Origin of the sequence: Ruicaihuangia caeni, from assembly GCF_040536845.1 — a bacterium.
Lineage (GTDB): Bacteria > Actinomycetota > Actinomycetes > Actinomycetales > Microbacteriaceae > Ruicaihuangia > Ruicaihuangia caeni.
In genome coordinates this window covers 1,884,120-1,907,923 of sequence record NZ_CP159582.1, presented here as the reverse complement: position 1 = coordinate 1,907,923, position 23,804 = coordinate 1,884,120, and the positions used below count along the sequence as shown (strand labels likewise).

24 protein-coding genes are annotated in these 23,804 nt (G+C 67.7%); 10 read left to right on the top strand and 14 right to left on the bottom strand.

The window, feature by feature from the left end; translation table 11 throughout:
• The first annotated feature begins 1 nt into the window (after nt 1).
• The 3 genes from ABV606_RS08870 (at nt 2) to ABV606_RS08860 (ending at nt 2,598) form a co-directional block, all read left to right on the top strand.
• On the top strand, nt 2-496 hold the full coding sequence (locus ABV606_RS08870) for an Lrp/AsnC family transcriptional regulator (protein ID WP_353987423.1): 495 nt from the start codon (nt 2-4) through the stop codon (nt 494-496).
• A 150-nt stretch (nt 497-646) separates the two neighbouring features.
• Nucleotides 647-1,324, top strand: coding sequence for a TRAP transporter small permease (locus tag ABV606_RS08865; RefSeq protein WP_353987422.1), 678 nt, complete (start codon nt 647-649; stop codon nt 1,322-1,324).
• A complete protein-coding gene (locus ABV606_RS08860) occupies nt 1,321-2,598 on the top strand; it encodes a TRAP transporter large permease (RefSeq protein ID WP_281488555.1) in 1,278 nt (425 codons plus the stop codon). The genes ABV606_RS08865 and ABV606_RS08860 overlap by 4 nt, the downstream gene beginning before the upstream one ends.
• 93 nt (nt 2,599-2,691) lie before the next feature.
• Here ABV606_RS08860 and ABV606_RS08855 read toward each other — a convergent pair whose 3' ends face one another.
• The 3 genes from ABV606_RS08855 to ABV606_RS08845 form a co-directional block, all read right to left on the bottom strand.
• Nucleotides 2,692-3,189, bottom strand: a complete 498-nt coding sequence (locus ABV606_RS08855) for an HNH endonuclease (RefSeq protein ID WP_353987421.1) — start codon at nt 3,187-3,189, stop codon at nt 2,692-2,694.
• A gap of 376 nt (nt 3,190-3,565) precedes the next feature.
• Nucleotides 3,566-4,198 carry a C40 family peptidase gene (locus tag ABV606_RS08850; protein WP_353987420.1) on the bottom strand — a complete coding sequence of 211 codons (633 nt, stop codon included), beginning with the start codon at nt 4,196-4,198 and terminating at the stop codon, nt 3,566-3,568.
• 378 nt (nt 4,199-4,576) lie between these two features.
• Nucleotides 4,577-5,269 carry a metal-dependent transcriptional regulator gene (locus ABV606_RS08845; RefSeq protein ID WP_281488552.1) on the bottom strand — a complete coding sequence of 231 codons (693 nt, stop codon included), beginning with the start codon at nt 5,267-5,269 and terminating at the stop codon, nt 4,577-4,579.
• A gap of 128 nt (nt 5,270-5,397) precedes the next feature.
• On the opposite strand from ABV606_RS08845, the gene serC reads away from it, so the two are divergent.
• Complete coding sequence (gene serC / locus ABV606_RS08840) at nt 5,398-6,513, top strand: phosphoserine transaminase (protein ID WP_353987419.1); 1,116 nt, start codon at nt 5,398-5,400, stop codon at nt 6,511-6,513.
• 125 nt (nt 6,514-6,638) lie between these two features.
• Here the strand turns inward: serC and ABV606_RS08835 are convergent, their stop codons facing one another.
• Entirely contained in the window at nt 6,639-7,325 is a 687-nt protein-coding gene (locus ABV606_RS08835) for a DUF3027 domain-containing protein (RefSeq protein WP_353987418.1), read from the bottom strand.
• Nucleotides 7,318-7,698 (bottom strand): cold-shock protein, encoded by a 381-nt coding sequence (locus ABV606_RS08830; RefSeq protein ID WP_281488549.1) that lies wholly within the window; start codon nt 7,696-7,698, stop codon nt 7,318-7,320. The genes ABV606_RS08835 and ABV606_RS08830 overlap by 8 nt, the downstream gene beginning before the upstream one ends.
• Nucleotides 7,699-7,771: 73 nt before the next feature.
• Between ABV606_RS08830 and ABV606_RS08825 the strand changes: the two genes are divergently transcribed.
• From ABV606_RS08825 to ABV606_RS08815, 3 genes are all read left to right on the top strand, one after another.
• Nucleotides 7,772-8,032: a hypothetical protein gene (locus ABV606_RS08825; RefSeq protein ID WP_281488548.1), complete on the top strand. Its 261-nt coding sequence runs from the start codon at nt 7,772-7,774 to the stop codon at nt 8,030-8,032.
• On the top strand, nt 8,019-9,896 hold the full coding sequence (locus tag ABV606_RS08820; protein WP_353987417.1) for a helicase-associated domain-containing protein: 1,878 nt from the start codon (nt 8,019-8,021) through the stop codon (nt 9,894-9,896). Before ABV606_RS08825 ends, ABV606_RS08820 begins: the two co-directional genes overlap by 14 nt.
• Nucleotides 9,897-10,053: 157 nt before the next feature.
• A complete protein-coding gene (locus tag ABV606_RS08815) occupies nt 10,054-11,685 on the top strand; it encodes a DNA repair helicase XPB (protein WP_281488545.1) in 1,632 nt (543 codons plus the stop codon).
• A gap of 523 nt (nt 11,686-12,208) precedes the next feature.
• Here ABV606_RS08815 and ABV606_RS08810 read toward each other — a convergent pair.
• The 3 genes from ABV606_RS08810 to ABV606_RS08800 are packed head-to-tail and all read right to left on the bottom strand — an operon-like array spanning nt 12,209 to nt 15,159.
• The gene (locus ABV606_RS08810) at nt 12,209-13,012 is read right to left on the bottom strand and encodes a pyrimidine reductase family protein (protein ID WP_353987416.1); all 804 of its coding nucleotides are present in this window, start codon (nt 13,010-13,012) and stop codon (nt 12,209-12,211) included.
• Complete coding sequence (gene folP / locus ABV606_RS08805; protein WP_353987415.1) at nt 13,005-13,943, bottom strand: dihydropteroate synthase; 939 nt, start codon at nt 13,941-13,943, stop codon at nt 13,005-13,007. Before folP ends, ABV606_RS08810 begins: the two co-directional genes overlap by 8 nt.
• Nucleotides 13,936-15,159: an NAD(P)/FAD-dependent oxidoreductase gene (locus ABV606_RS08800; RefSeq protein WP_281488542.1), complete on the bottom strand. Its 1,224-nt coding sequence runs from the start codon at nt 15,157-15,159 to the stop codon at nt 13,936-13,938. The genes folP and ABV606_RS08800 overlap by 8 nt, the downstream gene beginning before the upstream one ends.
• Nucleotides 15,160-15,406: 247 nt before the next feature.
• On the opposite strand from ABV606_RS08800, the gene ABV606_RS08795 reads away from it, so the two are divergent.
• From ABV606_RS08795 to ABV606_RS08785, 3 genes are all read left to right on the top strand, one after another.
• Nucleotides 15,407-16,096, top strand: a complete 690-nt coding sequence (locus tag ABV606_RS08795) for a response regulator transcription factor (protein WP_281488541.1) — start codon at nt 15,407-15,409, stop codon at nt 16,094-16,096.
• 23 nt (nt 16,097-16,119) lie between these two features.
• Entirely contained in the window at nt 16,120-17,856 is a 1,737-nt protein-coding gene (locus ABV606_RS08790) for a sensor histidine kinase (protein ID WP_353987414.1), read from the top strand.
• A gap of 101 nt (nt 17,857-17,957) precedes the next feature.
• Nucleotides 17,958-18,248: a WXG100 family type VII secretion target gene (locus ABV606_RS08785; RefSeq protein ID WP_353987413.1), complete on the top strand. Its 291-nt coding sequence runs from the start codon at nt 17,958-17,960 to the stop codon at nt 18,246-18,248.
• 167 nt (nt 18,249-18,415) lie between these two features.
• On the opposite strand, the gene groL is transcribed toward ABV606_RS08785, so the two are convergent.
• The 6 genes from groL to ABV606_RS08755 all read right to left on the bottom strand — a co-directional run bounded on the left by groL (nt 18,416) and on the right by ABV606_RS08755 (nt 23,753).
• Complete coding sequence (groL, locus tag ABV606_RS08780) at nt 18,416-20,038, bottom strand: chaperonin GroEL (protein WP_281488538.1); 1,623 nt, start codon at nt 20,036-20,038, stop codon at nt 18,416-18,418.
• A gap of 106 nt (nt 20,039-20,144) precedes the next feature.
• Complete coding sequence (locus tag ABV606_RS08775) at nt 20,145-21,179, bottom strand: DUF3048 domain-containing protein (protein ID WP_353987412.1); 1,035 nt, start codon at nt 21,177-21,179, stop codon at nt 20,145-20,147.
• 67 nt (nt 21,180-21,246) lie between these two features.
• Nucleotides 21,247-21,450: a cold-shock protein gene (locus ABV606_RS08770; protein WP_281488536.1), complete on the bottom strand. Its 204-nt coding sequence runs from the start codon at nt 21,448-21,450 to the stop codon at nt 21,247-21,249.
• Nucleotides 21,451-21,635: 185 nt separating this feature from the next.
• On the bottom strand, nt 21,636-22,193 hold the full coding sequence (locus tag ABV606_RS08765) for a LytR C-terminal domain-containing protein (RefSeq protein WP_353987411.1): 558 nt from the start codon (nt 22,191-22,193) through the stop codon (nt 21,636-21,638).
• A 29-nt stretch (nt 22,194-22,222) separates the two neighbouring features.
• The gene (locus tag ABV606_RS08760) at nt 22,223-22,510 is read right to left on the bottom strand and encodes a DUF3263 domain-containing protein (protein WP_340309591.1); all 288 of its coding nucleotides are present in this window, start codon (nt 22,508-22,510) and stop codon (nt 22,223-22,225) included.
• A gap of 49 nt (nt 22,511-22,559) precedes the next feature.
• The gene (locus ABV606_RS08755) at nt 22,560-23,753 is read right to left on the bottom strand and encodes a heme/hemin ABC transporter substrate-binding protein (RefSeq protein ID WP_281488534.1); all 1,194 of its coding nucleotides are present in this window, start codon (nt 23,751-23,753) and stop codon (nt 22,560-22,562) included.
• Nucleotides 23,754-23,804 lie beyond the last annotated feature (51 nt).

Sequence of the window (23,804 nt, the reverse complement as noted above, 5' to 3'; positions counted from 1 at the left end):
CATGAACAACGGCGCTGCCCACACCCCCGAGAGCTCCCGTGACGAGCGCCTCGACGACATCGACCGCACGCTCATCACCGCGCTGCAAGAGGATGGCCGCCTCGGCTATGCCGAACTCGGCGAGCTGGTGGGGCTCACTCCGGGCGGGGCTCGCCGGCGCGTCGTCCGCCTGCAGGAGCGCGGCGTGCTGCAGATCGTCGGCGTGACCGACCCCTTGAAGCTCGGGTACCGCAGCATGGCCCTCATCGGCATCGAGGTGAATGGCGACGGAGACGTCACCGAGGTCGCCGCGGCCCTCGACGCGATCGACGATGTCATCTACGTGGTCGCGAGCTCGGGGTCGTTCGACCTGCTCGTGGAGGTCATCGCCGAAGACTCCAGCGCGCTCTTCGACGTCATCACGCGCAAGGTGAAGCGGGTTTCGGGCGTCGCTCGCACCGAGACCTTCCAGTACTACGCAATCCATACCCACCGCTTCCAATGGGGCACGAGATAATCAGAAAACGACACTGAGCGCCGATTCTCATTCTCGAATCGATACAACTATGGTGTTCTGAGTCATCTAACCTGCGTCGGCCGTCAGGCTGATCCGGCCGACCCTCCGCGCGAGGGATACCGGCGATCACGATGCCGTGAAGGAAGTCCCGTGCCCAAGACCTATCCCCTGTTCCGTCGCGAGCGGCGCATCCCGCGTCTCCTGCTCGTGGTCGAAGAGTACGTACCCGGCGTGCTGCTCGCCGCCACGGCACTCATCATCTCAGCCGACGTAGTGATGCGCTACGGCTTCAACAGCCCGATCACCGGCGCCTCAGAAGTGGCCCTGATCTGCGTGGTCTGGCTCGTCTATCTGGCTGCTGCCGGTGTCGCCAGGCGCGGAGTGCACATCAACATCGACTTCCTGGTGAACCGGGTGAAGCCCCGCACCATCGCGATCTTCGATGTGGTCGTCGAGGCGATCACACTCGTGATCCTCGGCGTGCTGCTGTGGGCGGCCGCCGAGTACTTCCTCACCGGACGCTTCACGGCCCTGCCCGCAACCGGCATGTCGAAATCGTTCGTGACACTCGCCGTGCTGATCAGTCTCGCGCTCATGATGGTGCACTCGGCGGTATTCCTGGTGCGGGCGCTGCTCGGCGTGCGCGACCCTCGCTACCGGCGCTATGCGAGCCCGATCGAGTCGGAGGAGATCGAAGACCCGGATACCCGGGCGCTACGCCGAGTCGACTCCGAGCTCGCGGGGGGCCGCACGCGGGGCGACACCCCGAGACGGTCTGCCAGCAGCCCCACCGAAGCCGCGGATTCCGATGAAGGGAGCGACCGTTGACCCTCATCATCCTGCTCGCGGTGCTGCTCGTGCTCTTGGCACTGCGCGTACCGGTATTCCTCGCACTGCTCGCGATCTCGCTCATCTACATTCTGAACGAGCCCACCGGGCTCAACGTCATCGTTCAGCGGATGACGAGCGGCCTCGAGTCGTTCCCGCTGCTCGCGATCCCGATGTTCATCCTCGCGGGCAGCATCATGGCCGGCGGCGGCATCGCCGAGCGGCTCATGGGCTTCGCCGCGACACTGGTCGGGCACTTCCGCGGCGGGCTCGCGCAGGTGAACGTGCTCAACAGCCTCTTCATCGGCGGGATGTCGGGATCTGCCCAGGCGGATGCGGCCATCGACTCGAAGGTGCTCGTCCCCATCATGCGCAAGCACGGGTACTCGAACGCCTATGCGTCGGCGCTCACCGTTGTCTCGAGCACCATTTCACCGATTCTGCCCCCGAGCATCGGTCTGATCCTCTACGGCGTGCTCGCTGACGTCTCGATCGGCAAGCTGTTCCTGGGCGGTGTGGTGCCGGCACTGCTGATCGCTGTCGCGCTCACGATCGCGGTGCGCGTGCTCGCGAGCGTGCTCAACCATCCCCGCGCACGAGACCGCCGAGCGCGGCTCGGTGAGATGGCTGCGAGCTTCTGGCAGGCGCTCCCCGCGATCCTCATGCCGGTGCTGCTGCTCGTCGGCCTGCGCATGGGCGTGTTCACGCCCACGGAGCTCAGCGCGATCTTCGTCATCTGCGCGCTGATCGTCTCGATGTTCATCTTCAAGCAGATCACCTGGCGCGATCTGCCCAAGATCATCGTGGATGCCGCGCTCACCTCGGGCATGCTCATGGTGATCCTCGCGGCCGCAGCCGTGTTCAGCATCATCGTGGCCTACGAGCGCTTGCCGCAGCAGCTGAGCGGACTGCTCGAGTCGATCTCCGAGAACCCCCTCATCCTGCTGCTCATCATCAATCTGCTGCTCCTGCTGCTCGGCGCCGTGGTCGATGCGATGAGCCTGATGATCATCATGACGCCCGTGCTCGCGCCGATCGCGGTCGGAATGGGCGTCGATCCGGTGCATTTCGGCATCATCATCGTGCTGAACGTGACGATCGGGTCGATCACCCCGCCGCTCGGCAGCACGCTCTACACGGTGACGGCGATCACCGGGGTGCGCATGGGCGAGCTCGTGAAGGCCTTCTTGCCGTTCTACCTGACGATGGTCGGGCTGCTCATGCTGATCACCTACGTGCCGGCGTTCTCCACCTGGCTGCCAGGCGGCATGTAGCGACGACAAGGGCCGGGGTTGCGATGGCGACCGGCACGGCGGCCTGGGTCCCGCTTCCTGGCGCTACGGTGGCGTGCATCGGGCTTCCCGGCGCTACGCCGCCGTGCCCAGGTACGCTTCCCAGTCGGGCTCTGCGCGCTCGACTCCGCTCATCAGCCAGGACGTGCCGAAGGGCGGCCTCGGGTTGACGCGCAGCCTCCACCCCATCTCCGCCGGTGTGCGGTCGCCCTTGACGTTGTTGCACTTCAGACAGCAGGCGACGAGGTTCTCCCAGCTGTCGCCGCCCCCTCGTGACCGCGGAACGACGTGATCGATTGTGGTGGCGCCGCCTCCGCAGTACGCACAGCGATGTCCATCTCTCCTCAGCACGCCGCGACGTGACACTGCGACCGAGCGCGCCTGCGGTAGACGCACATAGCGGCGAAGCAGGATGACCGAGGGTCGCTCCCATGAGCACGACGCCCCGACGACGGGGTGCTCGGCATCACTCGAGAGCACAGTCGCCTTCTCGTTCATGACCAGGAGCAGCGCGCGCTTGAACGACACGACAGACAGCGGCTCATAACCGGCGTTGAGGACCAAGGTGCGCATCAGGCTCCCCTCGAAACGGCCTGCACGGCTTGCAGGCATTCGACATGCTGTACGGAGCTCTCCAGGCACCCGGTGGCAACAAAAAAGGGCATCGTCACAAGAACGATGCCCGAGTCGAGTGCGCGCCCAATCGCACGCACGTCCAGCTGCCGCGGCGTATGAGCCCGCGCGCGCAGCGACCCACGGTTTGAGTCAGCGCTCGCCGGTTCATCCGACCTCCCGAAGTGCTTCGAGTGCTCCAATGCACCAGAGTACGGCACGTCGCCCGTGAAGCCCCACGGGCGACGCTCAACGACCTCGAGGGGGCTTCACCCCCAAAGCGACAGGCGAGGCGCGCGAGCACCTCACCTGACAACGGCCGGCTGTGCTGACGGTGTCAGATGCCCACGCGGATGATGAAGTAGTTGTCGGTCCAGAGCGGGCGCGACGTCACGGTCTTCCCCGCGTACGGCGCGTCCAGGATCATGCCGTTGCCGAGCCAGATTCCGTTGTGCGACAGATCGCCGAGCACGACGATGTCGCCGGGGCGAGCGTCCTCGCGCGAGATGCGAGTGCCGAGGGAGGCCTGCGCCCGCACCGAGTGCGGCAGCGAGATGCCGTGCTGCGCGTACACGTACATGACGAGACCCGAGCAGTCGAAGCCCGACGGGTCGGCGCCTCCGAAGCGGTACGGCACTCCGATGTACTGCTGGGCGACCGCGACGACCGAGTCGAGGCTGAAGTTGGGGTACGGCGGGTTCGCGAGCGCCTGTCCCACCGACATCCCGCTCTTGGCCGCGCCAGGGGTGGCGGCCCGAGTCACGACGGGCGGCGGCGGCGGCGGCAGGGTGATCGAGTAGCCGTCGCGATCAGTGGCGGAGATCGACGCGAGAGTGGCTTCGGAGACGTCGAGCGTCTGCGGCTCGTGCTCGACAACGCGCGCGGCGCTCGTGTCGCCCCGCTCGTCGACTGTGGTGGCGTACGCGGGCAGCACTGCGGTCGCGAAGAGACCGGGGACCGCGAGTCCCATCACTGCGACGCTCGCGATGTTCTGACGGAGCGTTCGAGTGATTGCGGTTCGGGTTGTCTTCTGGGGTTCAGTGGTTCGCGCTCGGGTCGCGCGGCGGGTGCTGGTCGTCAAGAGTGTGACCTCCTGCGCTTCGTCAGCCCGTGACTGCCCGTCTCAGAGTGGTGGATTCTCGGGCTGCGGGACGGGAACACGAAACGCCGCAGACCGACATCCTTCGCCGGGGAATGGCGCGAAAGACCTGATCACCGTAGCGGAGGGCGACTGGCCGAAAACAGGCGAAACCCCGAGAAAGTAACGAAACGGCAACGAATTGCAGGAGATTCACAGGTAACGGGGGTCGAAACACCGCGTTACCAAGGGGTAGACAGAACGCTCGCTCTAGAGTGCGACGTAGATGTGGGCCGCGACCTCGTTCGGCAGATCGAGGCCTGGGCCGAAGCCGTCCACCTGCACGGCGACATAGGTGCCCGACGCGGCGATCGTCGCCTCGGAGCCCGGGCGGACGCCGGCTTGATACAACTGCTGGAGCAGTTCGGGGTCGACCTGCACCGGCTCACCGAGCCGTTTTATCACTGCGGTAGAAGCTTCGGGTTGGGCGGCGACGCGCGAGAGCAGGTTCTCCACGCCCTCCAGGAACCGGCTCGATGGGTCTTCGGCGAATTCATCGAGCGCGGGAATCGGATTCCCGTACGGCGACTCGCTCGGGTTGCCGAGCAGGTCGAGCAGTCGGCGCTCCACTTGCTCGCTCATCACGTGCTCCCAGCGGCAGGCCTCATCGTGCACGTATGCCCAGTCGAGCCCGATCACATCGGCGAGGAGCCGCTCAGCCAGGCGATGCTTGCGCATCACGCTCGTGGCGCGCTGGCGTCCTTCACCGGTCAGGCTCAGGTGCCGGTCTCCCTGCACGACGACGAGCCCGTCCCGCTCCATGCGGGCTACCGTCTGCGAGACGGTCGGCCCCGAATGGCCGAGGCGCTCGGAGATGCGCGCCCGCAGCGGGATGATTCCTTCTTCTTCGAGGTCGAGAATCGTGCGCAGGTACATCTCAGTCGTGTCGACGAGATCCGTCATCAATCCTCCCCGGTCGATCCTCAATGCCATCCAGCCTAGTTGTCGGGCGCCACATCCCGGGCCGGACGGCACAGCGGCGGAGGTGGCGTGAGATGGGCCGGGCCTTGTGCGCGCCGTAGAATCGCTGCATGGCGACGCCCCTTCAGATTCCGGCAGAACACCTCCCCCGCGATGGACGCTTCGGCTGCGGGCCGTCGAAGGTGCGGGCCGACCAAGTCGCCTTCCTCACGGCGAATGCCGATGTGCTCGGCACCTCACACCGTCAGGCCCCGGTCAAGGACGTCGTCGGCCGGGTGCGTGAAGGTCTCGCTCAGCTCTTCCGTCTGCCGGCGGGCTACGAGGTCGTGCTCGGCAATGGCGGGGCGACCGCGTTCTGGGACGCCGCCGCGTTCGGCCTGATCGAGCGTCGGGCCGAGAATCTTGCGTTCGGCGAGTTCAGCAGCAAGTTCGCGAAGGCCGCCGCCGCGCCGTGGCTGGAAGCACCGCACGTCGTCAAGGCCGAGGTGGGCTCGCGCGCCGAGGTCGAGATCGTCGAGGGCGTCGATGTCTACGCCTGGCCCCACAACGAGACCTCGACGGGTGTCATGGCACCGGTGAAGCGCGTGCACGCGGATGCCGGCGCGCTCACCGTGATCGACGCGACGAGCGCCGCTGGCGGCATCGACTTCGACGCGGCCGAGGCCGACGTCTACTACTTCGCCCCGCAGAAGAACTTCGCCTCCGACGGCGGGCTCTGGTTCGCGCTGGTCTCGCCGGCGGCGATCGAGCGGATCGAACGCATCGCGGCATCCGATCGCTACATTCCCGAGTTCCTCAGCCTGCAGCAGGCTGTCGACAACTCGCGCAAGAACCAGACGCTCAACACCCCCGCGCTTGCCACGCTGCTGCTCATGGAGAACCAGATCGACTGGATCAACACCGAGGGCGGTCTGAGCTGGGCGGATGCTCGCACGCGCGAGTCGTCGAACGCGCTGTACGAATGGGCGGATGCGGTCGACTACGCCCGTCCGTTCGTGTCGAACCCCCAGCACCGCTCCCAGGTGGTCGTGACCATCGACTTCGACGATGCCATCGACGCCGCGGCTATCGCCTCGACGCTGCGCGCCAACGGCATCGTCGACACCGAGCCCTACCGCAAGCTCGGCCGCAACCAACTGCGCATCGCAACCTTCACCGCGATCGACCCGGCCGACGTGCGCACGCTCATCGGCGCCATCGAGTACGTCGTCGAACGCCTCGGCTGACTCCGCGGTGCACGGCTCAGCGGAAGTTCGTCAGACGCAAGCAAGCCGAGTTCGCCCCACAGAGGGAACGTCGCTCCCTAATCGTTGAACAGTCGGATTACGCGCGTCATCCAGGGCCCGGGTGATCAGGCCTCGTCGCCGTCGTCGTCATCGTCCGACTCATCGTCGTCCTCATCAGAGGCGTCTTCGTCGTCGAGGTCGTCCTCCTCATGGTCGTCCTCGTCGTCGTCGTCGAAGTCGTCCTCGTCGTCGTCGAAGTCGTCCTCGTCGTCGTCCGAGTCGTCCTCGTCGTCGAAATCGTCATCGGAGTCGCCCGAGTCGTCGTCATCCGAGTCATCATCGGAATCAGCGTCGTCGTCCGTGTCCCCATGAGCATCGTGGTGCTCGTCGATGTCCACCCCATCGAACGGGTCGTCGCCGAAGTCGTCGTCGTCCTCGTCGTGGTCATCGTCGTGCTCGGCACCGTCGGAGTCGAGCGGGCCGTCACCCTCAGCATCCGCCTGCTTGGCCTCTTCGGCAGCGGCCTGCGCAGCACGCCACTCCTCGAGCCGTTCGGACCAGGGCACCCACTCGGGCGCGAGAAGCGCGCTGTCGCCAGGCAACAGTTCGGCCTCGAGCACCGTCGGTGCCTCGTCGCCGACCGCGGCGAGGCTCACCTCCCAGTGCCACCCGGGGTAGCCGGGCAAGGCATTGGCGAAGCGAACGGTGATCAGGCCATCGTCGCCGTCTTCGCGGGCGATGACACCACCGACGGTCTCCTGCGGGGTGATCTCGAAGAGAGCTGCGCGCGCGATATCGACCGGGTCACGCATCCAGATCGTCCGCAACCCGACGCAGCACCGCTGCGACCTTGTGCGCCTGAGCGCCCTCCGGGTAGCGGCCGCGGCGCAGCGCCGCGCCGATGCCGTCGAGCAGCTTGACCAGGTCTTCGACGATGATCGCCATGTCGTCGGCCGGCTTGCGCTTCATCTTCGTCAGGCTTGGAGGCGCCTCGAGCACTCGGACGGAGAGCGCCTGAGCGCCCCGCTTGCCATCGGCGATGCCGAACTCGAGCCGCGTGCCGCTCTTCACGGTCACACCGGCCGGCAGCGCGGATGCATGCAGAAAGACCTCCTGGCCGTCATCCGAAGCGATGAAGCCGAAGCCCTTCTCCTCGTCGTAGAACTTGACCCTGCCGGTAGGCATCTCTGGCACTCCTTGATGTGATGGAAATCAGCACCAAGCCTAGCCGTTGCCCCCTGCGCCTATCCTTGATCTCGTGGCACAGCGCGACGACAATCCGAGCCGGCTCGAACGCGTCTTCTCGACGCTCGTCGCGGTGGTGATCGGAGTCGCACTGCTGTGCTTCGTCGCCATGATCGTCGGCACGCTCACGCACGCCGATCTCGGCAGCGGCTTCTGGCCGATCGTCGCATGGATCCCCTACGTCGGGCTTCCGATCGGGTTCGTGCTCATCGTCGCACTGCTGATCCTCAGCGCGCGGCGGCGCGGCAAGGCCTCGAGGGATGCCGGACGCTAGCCCGTCGGCACTGACGCTCGCCGCGCAGCTCAGAGCCTCCGACGACGAGGCGCTGCGCGGGCTGTTGACATCGCGCCGCGTCGATGCCACCGGCATCCGCGACTTCTTCGATCTGGCCGAAGCTCTGCTCACGCCGGAATCGGTGCGGGAGGCACTCGCCGGCCTCGATCGCTTCGCCCTCGCCGCGCTGGCGGCGGTCGCCCAGCGCAGTGGCGGGGCAGGGCTTGAAGGAGCGGCACTGATCGAGGGCGAGTCAGCGGTCGAAGGCGAGGCCGGCGACGACGCGATCGCGCGCGCGCTCGACCTTGCGCTCGTCGAGCGGCACGGCGGCGATTTCAGCGTTCCCGATCCGGTGCGCTCCGCACTGGCAGACCTCGCCGCGCACGGGCTGACTCTCGATGCGCTCCGAGCACCGCATCCTCCTATTCCGCTCGCACCCGTGAACGCAGCAGAGCGGGATGCTGCTGAGCGACTCGCGATCGAGCGAGCCACGGGCGTCGTCGTCGCGCTCACCGAACTGCTCTGGGAGCTCGCCCGGCAACCCGCCCGCCCCCTGGCTCGCGGTGGCATCGCGCTGCCCGACGCGAAGCGCCTGGCAGAAGCGGCCGCGGTGCCGATCGAGCGCATCGAACTCTTGCGTCGGCTCGCTCTCGCGGGTGCGCTGGTGGAGCGAACCGCCGCGGGGTGGGCGCCCTCGACCGAGGCGCACGACTGGCTGAGAGCGTCGGGCCCGGAGCGCTGGGCGCGACTGGCCGGCACGTGGCTCGACAGCCAAAGCCCCGCCACGCGGAAGGGATTGCGCGAGCGCGCGCGCCAGGCGTGGAGGATCGGCACGCTGGCCCATCTGCGCTGGCTGTACCCGGCGGCTGACAAGCCCACGAGAACGCGCCTCGCGCACGACGCGGAACTCGCCGACGCACTCGGCTTCTCGGGCGGCGGCATGCTCACCCGGCCTGCCGCAGCGCTCGCGCTCGAGGGAGCGCAGGCGGCCGCGCGTGCGATCGAGAGCGCATTCCCCGCACCGATCGAGGGCGTCTATGTGCAGCACGACCTGACCGTCATCGCGCCGGGTCCGCTGCGCCCCGATCTCGAGGCCGAGTTGCGCGCCATCGCCGACGTGGTGGCACCGGGCATCGCGGCGACCTATCGCGTGAATCGCGAGAGCGTGACGCGGGCGCTGGCGGCGGGCGGCAGCGCCGACAGCATCCGCGCCACGCTGGAGCGACTGTCGCTCACCGGCGTGCCGCAACCGCTCGCGTACCTCGTCGATGAGACGGCACGCCGATACGGGTCGGTGCGAGTCGGCGAGACCTCCGAGCAGCGTGAAGGGCACCGGGCCGCGCTCGCATATGTGCGGAGCGATGATGCAGCCCTGCTCGCGGCGATAGAGGTCGACCAGTCACTCGTGGCACTGCGGCTGCAGCGGACCGGCACGCACCGACTGCTCAGCCGGGCCGCCCCCGCGGCGGTGTACTGGGCGTTGAGCGATGCACGCTATCCGGTGGCGTTCGAGCGCGGTGAGAAACTCGTCAAACCGCCGGTGCGCCCCGAGCGGCACCGCGGCTCGGCGGTGGAGCCGACAGCATCCGACCCCATCGGGGAACTGATCGCAAGGCTCCGCGAGAGCGAGGCGCGCAGCCCGCATGCGGCCGAGCAGGCGTGGCTGGCCCGACAGCTCGAGCTCGCGATCCGCGCCAAGGCCGAGGTCTCGGTGACCGTACGCATGCCCCACGGTGACGAGGTCGAGTATGCGCTGCAGCCGACCGGGCTCGCCGGCGGACGGCTGCGGGCTCGCGACCGCACGGCGGATGTCGAGCGCACTCTGCCGCTCTCGCACATCACCGCGGTCACCGAGCGCTCCTGAACCCCATCGGCCCGTGCACCATCGCCCCGCGCTCTGACCCCGCCGAGACTACGCAATTGTGGACTGGCTGCGGTGGCGAGTGGTGATTCGCGTAGTGTCGCGGTCTGGTCGAGCACCGCAGCAGTACGCAGGACCTGCCGCGTAGACTGGCTGCCCAATGACCGGCCCCTTGATCGTGCAGAGCGACCGCACAGTGCTGCTCGAAGTCGCGCACCCCGACGCCGCCGACGCCCGCCACGAGCTCGCCGTATTCGCAGAGCTCGAACGCGCCCCTGAGCACGTGCACACGTACCGCATTACGCGCCTCGGACTCTGGAACGCGCGTGCCGCTGGGCACACCGCCGAGCAACTGCTCGGCACGCTCGAGCGGTACAGCAAGTTCCCCGTGCCGCAGACCGTGGCGATCGACATCGCCGAGACCATCGACCGCTACGGACGGCTGGTCATCGAGCGCGATGCCGAAGGAGTGCTGACGCTGACCGCAACGGATGCCGCAGCGCTCCGCGAGGTCACGCGCGCCAAGGCGGTCGCCTCCTTGCTCTTCGAGCGACGCGACGAGCACACCTTCGTGCTGCAGCCGTGGGCGCGCGGCGAAGTGAAGCAGCAGCTGCTCAAGCTCGGCTGGCCCGCGGAGGATCTCGCCGGATACACGCCGGGCACGCCGCACGACATCGACCTTGCTGAAGACGGCTGGGCGCTGCGCGGCTACCAGCAGCAAGCCATCGACAACTTCTTCCAGCATGGCTCGGGAGTGGTCGTGCTGCCCTGCGGCGCCGGCAAGACCCTGGTCGGTGCGGGCGCGATGGCCGAAGCCGATACGACGACGCTCATCCTCGTGACGAACACCGTCTCGGCCCGGCAATGGCGCGACGAACTGCTGAAGCGCACCTCGCTCACCGAAGACGAGATCGGCGAGTACTCAGGGCAGGTCAAGCAGATCAGGCCTGTGACCATCGCGACGTATCAGATCCTCACGGCCAAACGGAAGGGCGCCTACGCGCATCTTGCGCTGCTCGATGCCAAGGACTGGGGACTCATCGTGTACGACGAGGTGCACCTGCTGCCCGCTCCCGTGTTCAAGCTCACCGCCGACTTACAGGCGCGCCGCCGACTCGGGCTCACCGCGACGCTCGTGCGCGAGGACGGCCGCGAGGGCGATGTGTTCTCGCTGATCGGACCGAAGCGATTCGATGCGCCGTGGAAGGAGATCGAGGCCCAGGGCTTCATCTCGCCGGCGCTCTGCCACGAGGTGCGCATCGACCTGAGTGATGACGAGCGGCTCGAGTACGCGGCATCCGCCGACGATGATCGCTACCGCATCGCCGCCAGCACCCCGGCGAAGCTCGACGTCGTGAAGCAGTTGCTCGCAAAGCATGAGGGCGAGCGCATCCTGGTGATCGGGCAGTACCTCGATCAACTGGCCGAGCTCGGCGAGGCACTCGACGCACCGCAGCTCACCGGCAGCACGCCCGTCGACGAGCGGGAGCGACTGTTCAATGCGTTCCGCGAGGGCGAGCTGAAGGTGCTCGTGGTGTCGAAGGTCGCGAACTTCTCAGTCGACCTGCCCGAGGCGACCGTCGCCATCCAGGTGTCGGGGTCGTTCGGCTCACGGCAGGAGGAGGCGCAGCGGCTCGGGCGGCTGTTGCGGCCGAAGGAGAGCGGACTGCCGGCGCACTTCTACACCCTCGTGGCCCGCGACACCGTCGACCAGGACTACGCGCAGAACCGCCAGCGCTTCCTCGCCGAACAGGGCTACAGCTACGAGATCATCGACGCCCACGACCTCTAGCCGCGCGAGCGTTGGCACCTTTCTGCGCCCTCGCCGCTCTCCGCCCCCTCTCCGTTCTCCGCCCCTTCCCCGCTCCTCTCCGCGCCCTCCCCGCTCTCTCCGGGCCCTCTCCGCGCCCTCCCCGCTCTCCCCTCGCCTCTCCCCTCTCCGCCCTCCGCGCTCTCCGCCCCCGGCCCCGCTCTCCGCCCCTTCCCCGCTCTTCCCGCGACTCCCCGGCGCCCTCTTGTCTTCGCCGAGATGCCAATTTCTGCTGCTGTTTCGCCGAAATTGCAGCAGAAACTGGCATCTCGGTGGGGTTGGAGGGCGGATGCCGGGCTCAGCAGCCGCGGGGCGAGACGGATACCCGGCGCAGCAGTCACGCGGGGCGGGTGCCCGGCGCAGCAGTCACGCGGGACGGATGCCCCGCTCAGCAGCCGCGCGGCGGGGCGGATGCCGGCTCAGCAGCCGCGCGGCGGGACGGATACGGGCTCAGCCGCACGCGGGGCGGATGCCGCACCAACCGCACGCGGAGCGGATGCCGGGTTCAGCCGTGGCGCACGCTGCGCAGCAGCAGGGTGTCGCCGCCCCGCAGCACGCTCGCGAGCCGCATGCCGGTGGGTCGAGCCGCCTCCGAGTGGGTGATGCGCCCGGCGGTGCCGGCTTCGAGGGTGGGCGAGACCGTGAGGCACAGTTCGTCGACGGCGCCCTGCGCGACGAGCGAGCCGAACAGCGAAGGACCGCCCTCGCAGTGGATCTGCGGCAGCCCCCGCTCAGCGAGGCTCCGTCGCACCTCGGCGGCATCGAGCCCCTCGTGGCCGCAGACGAGCACGTGGGCCACGTCGGCGAGCGCGTCTTTCCGACGCTGCCACGCGGGGTCGGCGGCATCCGCGCTGTGCGTCACGATGATGGGCCGCACGGGCGAGCGCTCGAACACAGCCCCGGCCGGATCGAGATCGAGCGCTCGAGAGACGATCGCGAAGGCCGGATGCCGCGACAGATCGTGCGCCTCACGCCACTGCGCTGCACGCCCGTCGACCAGCTCGCCCGCGTAGCCCTCGACTCGCACGGTGCCTGCACCGACGAGGACCACGTCGGCGAGCCTTCGAAGCAGCGCGAACACCCGCCGGTCCGCCGCGTCGCCGAGCCCGCCCGAGCGCCCCTGACGTGTGACGGCCCCATCGAGGCTCGTCACGAAGTTCGCGCGCAGCCACGTGGTCGAGCGATCCCCCACGCGATATGCATCGAGCAACTGCTCATCGGTGAGCGGCGCACCCGAGTCGCCGAGGGGCGAGATGCGGTCGTCTCGCTCGGCATCGGTGCTCCCGGCATCCGGTCGGGCGTCACTCATTGCGATCGCCCATGTTGTGCTTGAGGTAGGCGGGCTCGCGAAACCCGAGCACAGCCTCGGTCATCCGCACGGCCGCGACGGTCTGGTGCACCTCATGCACGCGCACGATGCGCGCGCCATGCGCGATGCACAGCACCGCCGCTGCCAGCGACCCCTCGAGCCGATCCTGCTTGGGCGCGTCGAGCGTCTCGCCGATGAAGTCCTTGTTCGACAGCGCCACCATGGTGGGCAGCCCGATCGCGGTGATCTCGCCCAGACGCCTCGTGAGTTCGAGCGAGTGCAGGGTGTTCTTGTTCAGGTCGTGCCCGGGGTCGATCACAATGCGCGACTCGGGGATGCCGGCGTCGAGCGCCGCCTCGATCCGCTGCTGCAAGAACTCGCGCACCTCGCGAGCGATGTCACCGTACTGCGGTCGCGGGAACCAGGAGCGCGGCCGCGCAAGGCTGTGCACGATGACGAGCGTGGCGTCGCTGTCGGCGACGACCCGTAGCATCTCAGGGTCGCTGACTCCGGTGGTGTCGTTCACCACCGCGGCGCCCGCCGCGATGACGCGTTCCGCAACCGCGGCGTGGAACGTGTCGACCGAGATGACGACATCGGATGCCGCGGCCACCCTCTCGACCACCGGCAGCACGCGCGCGAGCTCGTCGTCAGCCGCGAGCGGGGCACCCGGGGCGAACGGCACTCCCCCGATGTCGACCCAGTCCGCGCCCTCTTCCACGGCGCGCAGCGACGCCCGAACCGCATCGTCGAGCGCGAAGTTCGCTCCCTGGTCGTAGAACGAATCCGGCGTACGGTTGACGATCGCCATCACGGCGACCTGCCGGTCGAAGTCGAAGCGGCGTGCACCGATGATGCGCACCGGCTCGCGCAGCTCCGGCAGCATGAACCCGCCGGTCGGCACGCTCACGAGTGCGCCCGGCTCAGACATCGGCGAGCGCTACCGAGGGATCCTGCAGTCGGGTGCGGTCGACTGCGCGCGCTGAGCGGATCAGTTCCTGCACCTGCTCGTTGACGTCCCAGACGTTCACGTTCATACCGGCGACGACCCGGTCGTCAGCAAGCCAGAACGCGACGAACTCGCGCTTCTCGCGATCGCCGCGGACGATCACCTCAGCATCCTTCGTCAATGGCGGATACCCCGAGTACTCCATGCCGAGATCGTATTGATCGGTGAAGAAATACGGGATGCCGTCGTGCGACGCCCGGATGCCGAGCATGGACTTCGCGGCCGTCTTGCCGGTGTCGATGGCGTTGGCCCAGTGCTCGTTGCGCATGTGCTGCCCGATGACCGGGTGGTAGGCGCTCGCGACGTCACCTGCAGCGAACACATCGGGATCGCTGGTGCGCATGTGCTCGTCGACCACGATGCCGTTCTTGACCTCGATCCCCCCGTGCTCGGCAAGCTCCACATTGGGCACCACGCCGACCCCGACGATCACCACATCCGCCGGAATCGTGCGTCCGTCAACGACGACGCCGGTGACCTGACCGTCGGCCTCGGCGAACTCCTGCGGCTCGGACTCCAGCTCGAAGACCACGCCGTGCTCCTGGTGAAGTCGCAAGAACATGGTGCCGAGATCCGTTCCGAGCGGGCCGTCGAGCGGCACTTTGTCGCGACCGACCACCGTCACCTCGTTGCCGTACGTGCGGGCGGCGGCCGCGAGCTCGAGCCCGATCCAGCCGGAACCGATCAGCACCACTCGGTGATCGCCTGATTTGAGGGCGTCGCGGAGATGCTCGCTGTCGTCGATCGAGCGCAGGTAGTGCACGCCTCGCGCGTGGACCCCGGGAATCCCGATGCGTCGAGGGTCTGCGCCGGTGGCGATGAGGAGTCTGTCGTACGAGACCTTCTCGTCGTCAGCCAAGGTGAGCCGATTCGCGCCGACGTCGAGCCGCACTGCCCGGGCCTCGGAGACTACGTCGACGTCGTGCTCGGCGTACCAGGCTGCTGAGTGCGGGAACGCCTTCTCGCGTGGCTCCTGTCCGAGCAAGTACCCCTTCGAGAGCGGTGGTCGCTCGTAGGGCAGGTGCTTCTCCGCCCCGATGATGACGATGTCGCCGTCGAACCCCTCGTCGCGAAGGGTCTCAGCGGCGTTCACGGCGGCGAGACCGCCTCCCACGATGACGAAGCGATCAGTTCCCATGCCGTGCTCCCCACGCGCGAACCGAGGTCGCTGCCGCTCGGGTCGCGACCAGCGCCTTCACTCGCGGCGAGGCGCTTGGTGCTGACTCTATGACTCCTCATGTTCGCTGTCGAGAGCGGAGTCGACCTCAAGGGCAGTCAGTTCGCACGATCGGGGTCAGAGTGGACAGAACGGATGCGGCTGACGCATCCGGCGCGTTCCGATAACGCTCAGCGGCAATCCAGGAAACTCGCAGAGAATGGCGCATATGACCGAGGGGCCAAAGATTCTCGTCGTCGACGACGAACCGAACATCCGTGACCTGCTGACCACGAGCCTGCGTTTCGCGGGGTTCAACGTTCGGGCTGTCGCCAACGGCGCACAAGCGATCTCTGCCGTGATCGAAGAAGAGCCCGACCTCATCATCCTCGACGTGATGCTGCCGGACATCAACGGGTTCGGCGTGACGAAGCGCCTTCGCGCCTCGGGGTACACCTCGCCCGTGCTCTTCCTCACGGCCAAGGACGACACCGAGGACAAGATCACGGGACTCACCGTCGGTGGCGATGACTACGTGACCAAGCCGTTCAGCCTCGATGAGATCGTGGCGCGCATCAAGGCGATCCTTCGTCGCACCATGCAGGGCGACGAAGAGGCCGTCATCCGTGCCGGCGAGCTCACCATGGATCAGGACACGCACGAGGTGGTCGTCGGAGACACCGCCGTGGAGTTGAGCCCCACCGAGTTCAAGCTTCTGCGCTATCTGATGCTGAACCCGAACCGCGTGCTGTCGAAGGCGCAGATCCTCGACCACGTGTGGGAATACGACTTCAACGGGGATGCCGGGATCGTCGAGAGCTACATCTCGTACCTGCGCCGCAAGCTCGACCAGTTCTCGAGCGAACCGCTCATCCAGACCAAGCGCGGCTTCGGATACATGCTCAAGGTCAAGGCCTGACCCGGAAGGGTCGCCCCATCCCCATGCACGCCCGGCTCACCAGGTGGTGGAGCGGCATCTCGCTGCGCACCAAGGTCACCGGTGTCACTGTGCTGCTCGTCACGTTCGGACTGCTCGTCGCAGGAACCGGCACGATCAGCGTGCTGCGCGCGTATCTCGTCGACGAGGTCGACAAGAAGCTGACGAGCTCCTCGACGCAGTTCCAGACCCGCGTGACGTTCGAGCTATCGGCAAGCGGAGCGCTCCGCTGCGAGACGACGTCTGGTATCACCGAGTCGTACTACACCGCCATCGTCACCCCTGACGGCAAGCTGCTCTGCGACAACCGCGACGCGGCCGCGCAGACCCCCGATGTCAGCGGGCTGACACTCGGCGGCGTCACGGCGGCATCCGGTGCGCCGTTCACCCTGGGAAGCACCGACGGCAGCGGGCAGTGGCGAGTCGTCTCGACCATCGTGCCGGCCCAGCTCACGGCCGACTACGTGATCTTCGTGGTGGGCATGAACCTGCGCGAGACCAACGGCATCATCTCGCAGTTCGGCGCCATCTTCTTCTTCTTCGGCATCAATGTGGTGGTGCTCGCCGCCGCCCTCACACGACTGCTCGTCACGACGACGTTCGCGCCGCTGAGGCAGGTGGAGGCGACCGCCGCTCGCTTCGCCGACGGTGACTTCGACCAGCGGATCAGCGGGGCTACGCCTCCGAACACCGAAGTGGGCCGGCTCAATCGGTCGCTGAACGCCATGCTCAGCCGCATCGACAGCGCGTTCAAGGACCGGGCACGAACCATCGAGCAGATGCGCCGCTTCATCGGCGATGCCAGCCACGAGCTGCGGACCCCGCTGGTCTCGGTGCGCGGCTACGCAGAGCTGTACCGGATGGGCGCGCTGCGCTCGCCAGAAGACGTCGCACAGGCGATGGAGCGCATCGAGAAGGAAGCGGTGCGCATGGGTGAGCTCGTCGAAGACCTGCTCGCGCTCGCGCGGCTCGACGAGGCGAAGCCGCTGCAGCTCGCGCCTGTCGACCTCGTGCCGATCGCCAACGACGCGGCCCTCGATACGGCAGCCTATGCCCCCGACCGTGCGGTGACCGTGGTGGTCGAGCCGCCCGCACCGCGACAGCCGGCCGCAGCCGGCCAGCCTGGCGTACCCGCACCCGCGCCTGCCACGGGCGCGATCGGGCGCGCGGGTGCGACGCTCGCGAAGCTCCGCCGGAGGCCGCGACCGGCACCGCCCGCCGCCGTGGGCGCCGTGATCGCCACACCGGACCCCGGAGATGTACCGGCCGTGGTGTGGGCCGAGGAGAACAAGATCCGTCAGGTGGTGACGAACCTCATCGGCAATGCGATCCGCTTCACGCCGGAGGGCAGCCCGATCGAGATCGCCGTGCGCGTGGATGAGCAGCGCGGCATGGCCATGCTCGCCGTCGTCGATCACGGCGAAGGGATCCCGCCTCAGATCCGGGAGAAGATCTTCCAGCGCTTCTGGCGGGCCGACACCTCGCGGGCACGCGAGACGGGTGGGACCGGCCTCGGCCTGGCCATCGTCGCAGCGATCGTGAAGAACCACGGGGGCACAGTCGATGTGGTCGACACTCCCGGCGGAGGGGCCACTATCCAGGTGTGGCTGCCATTGGCTTCAGCACACCAACGAACGGATGCTGCCGCCCCCGGCAGCGCGTCGGGAGGCCAGCGCGCCCAAGCTGTCGAAGCACCCCTCAACAACGACGCGCCTCCGCCTTCCGTCTCCTCCCCTGAGTGACAGGGATCCGCCCAGTCGGTGACGCTGCCTAGTCTCTGGCGGCGAGCTCGGAGCGGCCGGGCTTGCTGTCAGCGGCTGCAGCCGCAGGAGGAGGCGAAGCAATGTCCCGGTTCCAGGTGGACAGCGATGAAGTGCTCATGACCCAGCAGTCGGCGCTCGCGGTCGTCGAACGGATTCAAGCGGATTCGGCGACTCTGATGGCCCAGCTGAGCGGGCTGAACGGGTCGTGGACGGGGCAGGCCGCAGCGGCGTTTCAGCAGGCGGTGGCCGGTTGGCGCCAGACGCAGCAATTGGTGGAGCAGAACGCTCAGGCGCTACAGGCGGCACTCGCAGCCGCGGGCCGGCAGTACGCCGAGGCCGAGTCCGCGAACGCCGCGCTCTTCCGCCAGTAGCGCGCGGCGTGCGACGTCAGCATCCGCCCATCAGTGAACAAGCGGCACGGAAGCTGAAACGCGGCACGGATGCTGGAACGAGGCACGGATGCTGGAACGACGAGAGGGGCGGCTCCTTGCGGAGCCGCCCCTCAGGCGTTGTTTCGCCGTAGAGCGAACGATGCGGACTAGAAGTCCATGCCACCCGTCGGGTCGCCGCCCATGGGGGCCGCGTTCTTCTCCGGCTTGTCGGCCACGACAGCCTCGGTGGTGAGGAACAGACCGGCGATCGAAGCCGCGTTGAGCAGCGCCGAGCGGGTCACCTTCACCGGGTCGGCGATGCCTGCGGCGAGCATGTCACCGTACTGCCCGGTCGCGGCGTCGAGGCCCTGACCCACGGGGAGGTTGCGCACCTTGTCGACCACGACGCCCGGCTCGAGACCGGCGTTCAGTGCGATCTGCTTCAGCGGCGCGTCGATCGCGACGCGAACGATGTTCGCACCGGTCGCCTCGTCGCCCTCGAGCGCGAGGTTGTCGAAGGCCTTCTGGCCGGCCTGGATGAGCGCGACGCCACCACCGGCGACGATGCCCTCCTCAACCGCTGCCTTGGCGTTGCGCACGGCGTCCTCAATGCGGTGCTTGCGCTCCTTGAGCTCCACCTCGGTGGCGGCACCGGCCTTGATGACTGCAACACCGCCGGCGAGCTTCGCCAGACGCTCCTGCAGCTTCTCGCGGTCGTAGTCGCTGTCGGTGTTCTCGATCTCCTGGCGGATCTGCTTGACGCGCCCCTCGATCTGGTCGGTGTTGCCGGCACCCTCGACGATGGTGGTCTCGTCCTTGGTGATGACCACCTTGCGGGCGCGGCCCAGCAGGTCGAGCGTGGCGTTCTCGAGCTTGAGGCCGACCTCTTCGCTGATGACCTGACCACCGGTGAGGATCGCGATGTCCTGAAGCATGGCCTTGCGGCGGTCGCCGAAGCCGGGAGCCTTGACGGCAGCAGACTTGAAGATGCCGCGGATCTTGTTCACGACGAGCGTCGCAAGCGCCTCACCGTCGACGTCCTCAGCGATGATCAGCAGCTGCTTGCCGCTCTGGATCACCTTGTCGACGATCGGCAGAAGGTCCTTGATGTTCGAGATCTTCGAGTTGACGATCAGGATGTACGGGTCTTCGAAGACCGTCTCCTGACGCTCGGGGTCGGTGACGAAGTAGGCCGAGAGGAAGCCCTTGTCGAACCGCATTCCCTCGGTCAGCTCGAGCTCGGTGCCGAAGGTGTTCGACTCCTCGACGGTGACCACACCCTCCTTGCCGACCTTGTCGAGCGCCTCGGCGATGAGCTCACCGATGGTGCTGTCAGCGGCCGAGATCGAAGCGGTGGCAGCGATTTCCTCCTTGGTCTCGACCTCCTTGGCCGAGGAGAGCAGCTCTTCGGAGACGGCCTGAACGGCCTTCTCGATGCCGCGGCGGAGAGCGATCGGGTCGGCACCGGCGGCCACGTTGCGAAGGCCCTCGCGCACGAGCGCCTGGGCGAGCACGACCGAGGTGGTGGTGCCGTCACCGGCGACGTCGTCGGTCTTCTTCGCGACCTCCTTGACGAGCTCGGCGCCGATCTTCTCGTACGGGTCGTCGAGCTCGATCTCCTTGGCGATCGACACACCGTCGTTCGTGATGGTGGGGGCGCCCCACTTCTTCTCGAGTACGACGTTGCGACCGCGGGGGCCGAGCGTGACCTTCACAGCGTCGGCCAGGGTGTTGAGGCCGCGCTCGAGGCCGCGACGGGCCTCTTCGTCAAAAGCAATGATCTTCGCCATGTGTGTTTCTCGTCCCTCCCGGACGTTCCCAAAGCAGTGATTTGGCACTCGACGCAATGGAGTGCCAACACATTCTTAGCACTCAGCACATGCGAGTGCAAGCGGCCTACGGGGCGGTGAAGGTGGCGGAGCCGGCGGTCGGCACGAGCTCGACCCAGGTGTTGCCCGGGGCGAGCCGCACGGTCACACCGTGGTCATCGATGAGGCGGATGGGCTCCGTCGCCGAGCCCTTGTGCCAAGTGGCATGCACGGTGGCTCCACCGCTCGAGACCCACGCCTCGCCCGAGCCGATGGATTCGGTCTTCGGGATGTCCTGACTCACGGTCACGGGCACGCGCACCACCACGACGTTCTTAGCGGTGAGCGGTGCGCCGGTCTCGTCGGTGTCGGGAGCGCCGCCCGTCATCGAGCGGGTCCAAACGGATGCCGCAGCATCCCAGGTCCAGGAAGGCGCCCCGAGACTGCCGAACACCAGCGCGATGCCGGCGGTCGGAGTGCCTTCCTTGGCGGCGGTCGACGATGCCGCATCGGCAGCGAACGCGAAGTACTGCGCGGGCGGCGGCAGCTCGGCGTGCTGCGCCACGAGTTCGGGCGCCTTGACGAGCACATTGTGCGGGGCGCGGCGATCGCTTGCGCGGTAGAAGGTCGACGCAGTGTCGGACTGGCCGTGGATGGCGTTGTAGACGGGGGCCTGCTTCATCATCGCGACGAAGCGCTCCTGCCCGCCCGAGTAGGCGACCATGCCGCCGAGCGGAGAGATGATGTCGGGGTCCATGGGCCGGATCGAGCGCACTGGCCCGATCACCGGCGGCAGGTGGGACTGCCAGACCGCCACATAGCGGGTCAACCCGCCCTCGACGAGCTCCTCGAACACGATGTCGGTCTGTGCCAGTCCGATCTGCGGCCGCGCAGCCGGGTGGTTGTCGATCTTCGCGGCCAGCGACGGCCCCCCAGCTCCTGAGCCCTCGACGGCTACGCCGGTCAGCGGCGCGATCGACACGGGCGGCGGCGCCTCATAGTCGGAGTGCCACGTCGGCTCGGGCTCTTCCACCGCGGGTTCAGCGGAGCTGCAGCCCACGAGCGCCGCCGCGAGGATGACGGTGGGAACGAGCAGACTCGCGCGACGACGAAATCCTTGCACGACGGCAAGACTAACGCCGCCCGGCGTACCGGACGGCGTTGGTCTGGGCGAGCCTCGGATCAGCTCGTCACGCGATGCGAACGGATTCTGCCTGCGGTCCCTTGCTGCCGGTTCCGACCTCGAAGGTGACCTGCTGGCCCTCTTCGAGCACCTTGTACCCGTTCATGTCGATGGCGGAGTAGTGGACGAACACGTCCTGTCCCCCGCCGTCGACCGTGATGAAACCGTAGCCCTTTTCAGCGTTGAACCACTTCACGGTTCCATTGGCCATGCTGTTACTCCTTGGTGCTGTTCGATACGGCGCCTGCGTGTGCGTGTGCCGGGTTGCGCCGCAGTAATCTGCGGTCTTCCGCGGCGCGGGCGCGCAGCACTGCGCAGTGGAAGAGCGACCAACACCAGATGCTAGCGACGACTGTGGTAAAGGAGAAGGATTTTTCAGAAGTTCGGTCGCGCGGCCTATGCGTCAGGAACCGAATCCGCGCCGAGCACGATGGTCACCGTGGCCCCCGGGAATGCGTCCGACTGCGCCACATCCCCGAAACCGAGCGCGAGGACGAGGCCCCGTGCGAGCGCTTCGTCGGCGGGCGTCCCGTAGTAGACGGTGGTCGTCTCGACATCGGTCTGAGCCGCATTGGTGCGGCTGCCGATCGGCCAGCCCTCGGCCGTCAGCCGGTCGCCGACCGCGCCCGCCAGACCGGTGGTGCCGGTGCCGTTGAGCACGGTGATCGAGACGTCGGGCCCGAGCGTGGACGGGTCGGTGACGGGCTGCACCTCTGGTTCCGTCGGTGTGGGTTCCGCCGGCGCCTGGGTCTGCCCGATGACGGGGAATTCGAAGGACACCTGATCGCTCAGCCGCGACAGCGCGAAGAGGCCCGCGAGCGTGAGTGCGATGACCGCAAGCACCCACCACGCGAACGTGACCCAACCGCGGCCGCGGCGCGGCTGTGCCCGGTGAGCGCCGACCCGCGCAACGCGGGGCAGGTCATCGAAGCGATCGCGAGGGAACTGGGTCATGGGTCTTTCGGTGTCGGGACGTGGCAGGTTCAGCCGAGCCGGCGCTCGGCGTGGGCACGCAGGCGGCGCTCGCGTGCACGATGCAGACGCCCCACCAACTGCGGGTCGAACCTGACCGCAGCCGGCTCATCGATGAGCGAATTCAGCACCTGATAGTAGCGGGCAGGACTGAAGCCGAACTCCTCACGAATAGCGGCATCCTTCGATCCCGCGCTGATTCTGGGCACCGCCTCGAAGCGCAGCACGCGCTCGTGGAGCGGAAGCAGCCCCGAAGCCGCGCGCCGCTCCGTCTCCGAGCCCGCATGATCGGAGTTCACAGGCAAATGCTAACGAGCGAGGGAGCGGCTTCCGGGATGCCTCGCCGCGTCATCCCTCGGGCGCGTAAAACGCGCGCGCAAGCGCATCGAGCACATCAGGGAATCGAGGCCCGAAACCGAGAATGTCACCGTCGGCCATATCGACGAACCGCCGGTGCTGCCCGGCGTTCGTCAGCGCGAGCGCGGGCCGGTCCTCGAGAAGGCCGTCGATTCCTCCGACGCTCTCAAGGCCGTGCGTCATGACGAGCACCAGATCGGGGTTCGCCGCGACCATCGCCTCGTCGGTGACCGGTTTCATGCCGTCCCAGCCGATCTCGGCAGCGACATCGCGCGCGCCGAGCGAGGTGATCAGGACGTCGGCGCCCGACTCGTCGCCGAACAGGTAGTAGATGCCCGAGGTGCCCCGCAGGTACAGGAACACGACGCGAAGCTTCTGCTCGTCGGCATCCGGTGCGATCTCGGCGATCTCGGCGATCTTCGCATCGATCTGCTGTGAGAGCTGCTGCGCGAGCGCCTCTCCTGCCGCGGGCGCACCCACGGCAGCGGCGACCTGCCTGGCCAGTTCGAGAATGCCTTCGATGCTCGGGTCGCGCTCGACGAAGACGACTGGCACGCCCGCGTCGCGCAACTGGAGCACGACGTCGATCGGTCCGATGCTTCCGTCAGTGATGACGAGCGTGGGGCGCAGCGAGAGCACCGCTTCGATGTTGATGGTGTGCGCACTGGAGGTCACGATCGGGAGCTCTTCGACTTCGGGGAAGGTCGACGAGATGTCTCGGCCCACGAGTCGGTCGGCGAAGCCCAGCCCGGCAAGGGTCGCATTGATCGATCCCGCCATGTCGAACCCGATGATGCGATCGGTGCTGGTCACCGTCACTTCGACATCGCCGGCGAGGTCGTGAGAGACGACGCGCACGGGAAGCTGCTGCTCGGGGGCGGGATCGATGGGCTCGATGTCGGCATCCGCCAGCACTGCCGTGCTGCCCCCCTCGTACGCGCGCGGGTCGTCGAGCACCTGCAACTCGCTCAGAGGCACGCGGGGTGCGACGCCGCCGGTCGAAGCGCCGTTCTGCGCTCCCGTCGACGGGGAGGTGCACCCGGTGAGCAGCGCAGCGACCACTCCGACTGCGGCCAGGCGGCGCACGCGCCGGCCGCGCAAGTTGCGCACGGCGACGCTGGCCGCGACCGCGCCCTTGTGGCGTGCTCGCGGGCGTCGTTCGCCGGTGCGCTCGGGTGTGATCATCGTCTCAAGTCTGTCGGGTTGCGGCCGGATGCTTGGTGGGAACGTGGACGC

Bases quoted from the DNA above. Each gene is read 5' to 3' on its own strand.
- ABV606_RS08870 (WP_353987423.1), top strand. From the start codon at position 2: ATGAACAACGGCGCTGCCCACACCCCCGAGAGCTCCCGTGACGAGCGC.
- ABV606_RS08855 (WP_353987421.1), bottom strand. From the start codon at position 3,189: ATGCGCACCTTGGTCCTCAACGCCGGTTATGAGCCGCTGTCTGTCGTG.
- ABV606_RS08850 (WP_353987420.1), bottom strand. From the start codon at position 4,198: ATGGGACTCGCGGTCCCCGGTCTCTTCGCGACCGCAGTGCTGCCCGCG.
- ABV606_RS08845 (WP_281488552.1), bottom strand. From the start codon at position 5,269: ATGACGGATCTCGTCGACACGACTGAGATGTACCTGCGCACGATTCTC.
- serC (WP_353987419.1), top strand. From the start codon at position 5,398: ATGGCGACGCCCCTTCAGATTCCGGCAGAACACCTCCCCCGCGATGGA.
- ABV606_RS08835 (WP_353987418.1), bottom strand. From the start codon at position 7,325: ATGCGTGACCCGGTCGATATCGCGCGCGCAGCTCTCTTCGAGATCACC.
- ABV606_RS08830 (WP_281488549.1), bottom strand. From the start codon at position 7,698: ATGCCTACCGGCAGGGTCAAGTTCTACGACGAGGAGAAGGGCTTCGGC.
- ABV606_RS08820 (WP_353987417.1), top strand. From the start codon at position 8,019: ATGCCGGACGCTAGCCCGTCGGCACTGACGCTCGCCGCGCAGCTCAGA.
- ABV606_RS08815 (WP_281488545.1), top strand. From the start codon at position 10,054: ATGACCGGCCCCTTGATCGTGCAGAGCGACCGCACAGTGCTGCTCGAA.
- ABV606_RS08810 (WP_353987416.1), bottom strand. From the start codon at position 13,012: ATGAGTGACGCCCGACCGGATGCCGGGAGCACCGATGCCGAGCGAGAC.
- folP (WP_353987415.1), bottom strand. From the start codon at position 13,943: ATGTCTGAGCCGGGCGCACTCGTGAGCGTGCCGACCGGCGGGTTCATG.
- ABV606_RS08800 (WP_281488542.1), bottom strand. From the start codon at position 15,159: ATGGGAACTGATCGCTTCGTCATCGTGGGAGGCGGTCTCGCCGCCGTG.
- ABV606_RS08795 (WP_281488541.1), top strand. From the start codon at position 15,407: ATGACCGAGGGGCCAAAGATTCTCGTCGTCGACGACGAACCGAACATC.
- ABV606_RS08790 (WP_353987414.1), top strand. From the start codon at position 16,120: ATGCACGCCCGGCTCACCAGGTGGTGGAGCGGCATCTCGCTGCGCACC.
- ABV606_RS08785 (WP_353987413.1), top strand. From the start codon at position 17,958: ATGTCCCGGTTCCAGGTGGACAGCGATGAAGTGCTCATGACCCAGCAG.
- groL (WP_281488538.1), bottom strand. From the start codon at position 20,038: ATGGCGAAGATCATTGCTTTTGACGAAGAGGCCCGTCGCGGCCTCGAG.
- ABV606_RS08770 (WP_281488536.1), bottom strand. From the start codon at position 21,450: ATGGCCAATGGAACCGTGAAGTGGTTCAACGCTGAAAAGGGCTACGGT.
- ABV606_RS08765 (WP_353987411.1), bottom strand. From the start codon at position 22,193: ATGACCCAGTTCCCTCGCGATCGCTTCGATGACCTGCCCCGCGTTGCG.
- ABV606_RS08755 (WP_281488534.1), bottom strand. From the start codon at position 23,753: ATGATCACACCCGAGCGCACCGGCGAACGACGCCCGCGAGCACGCCAC.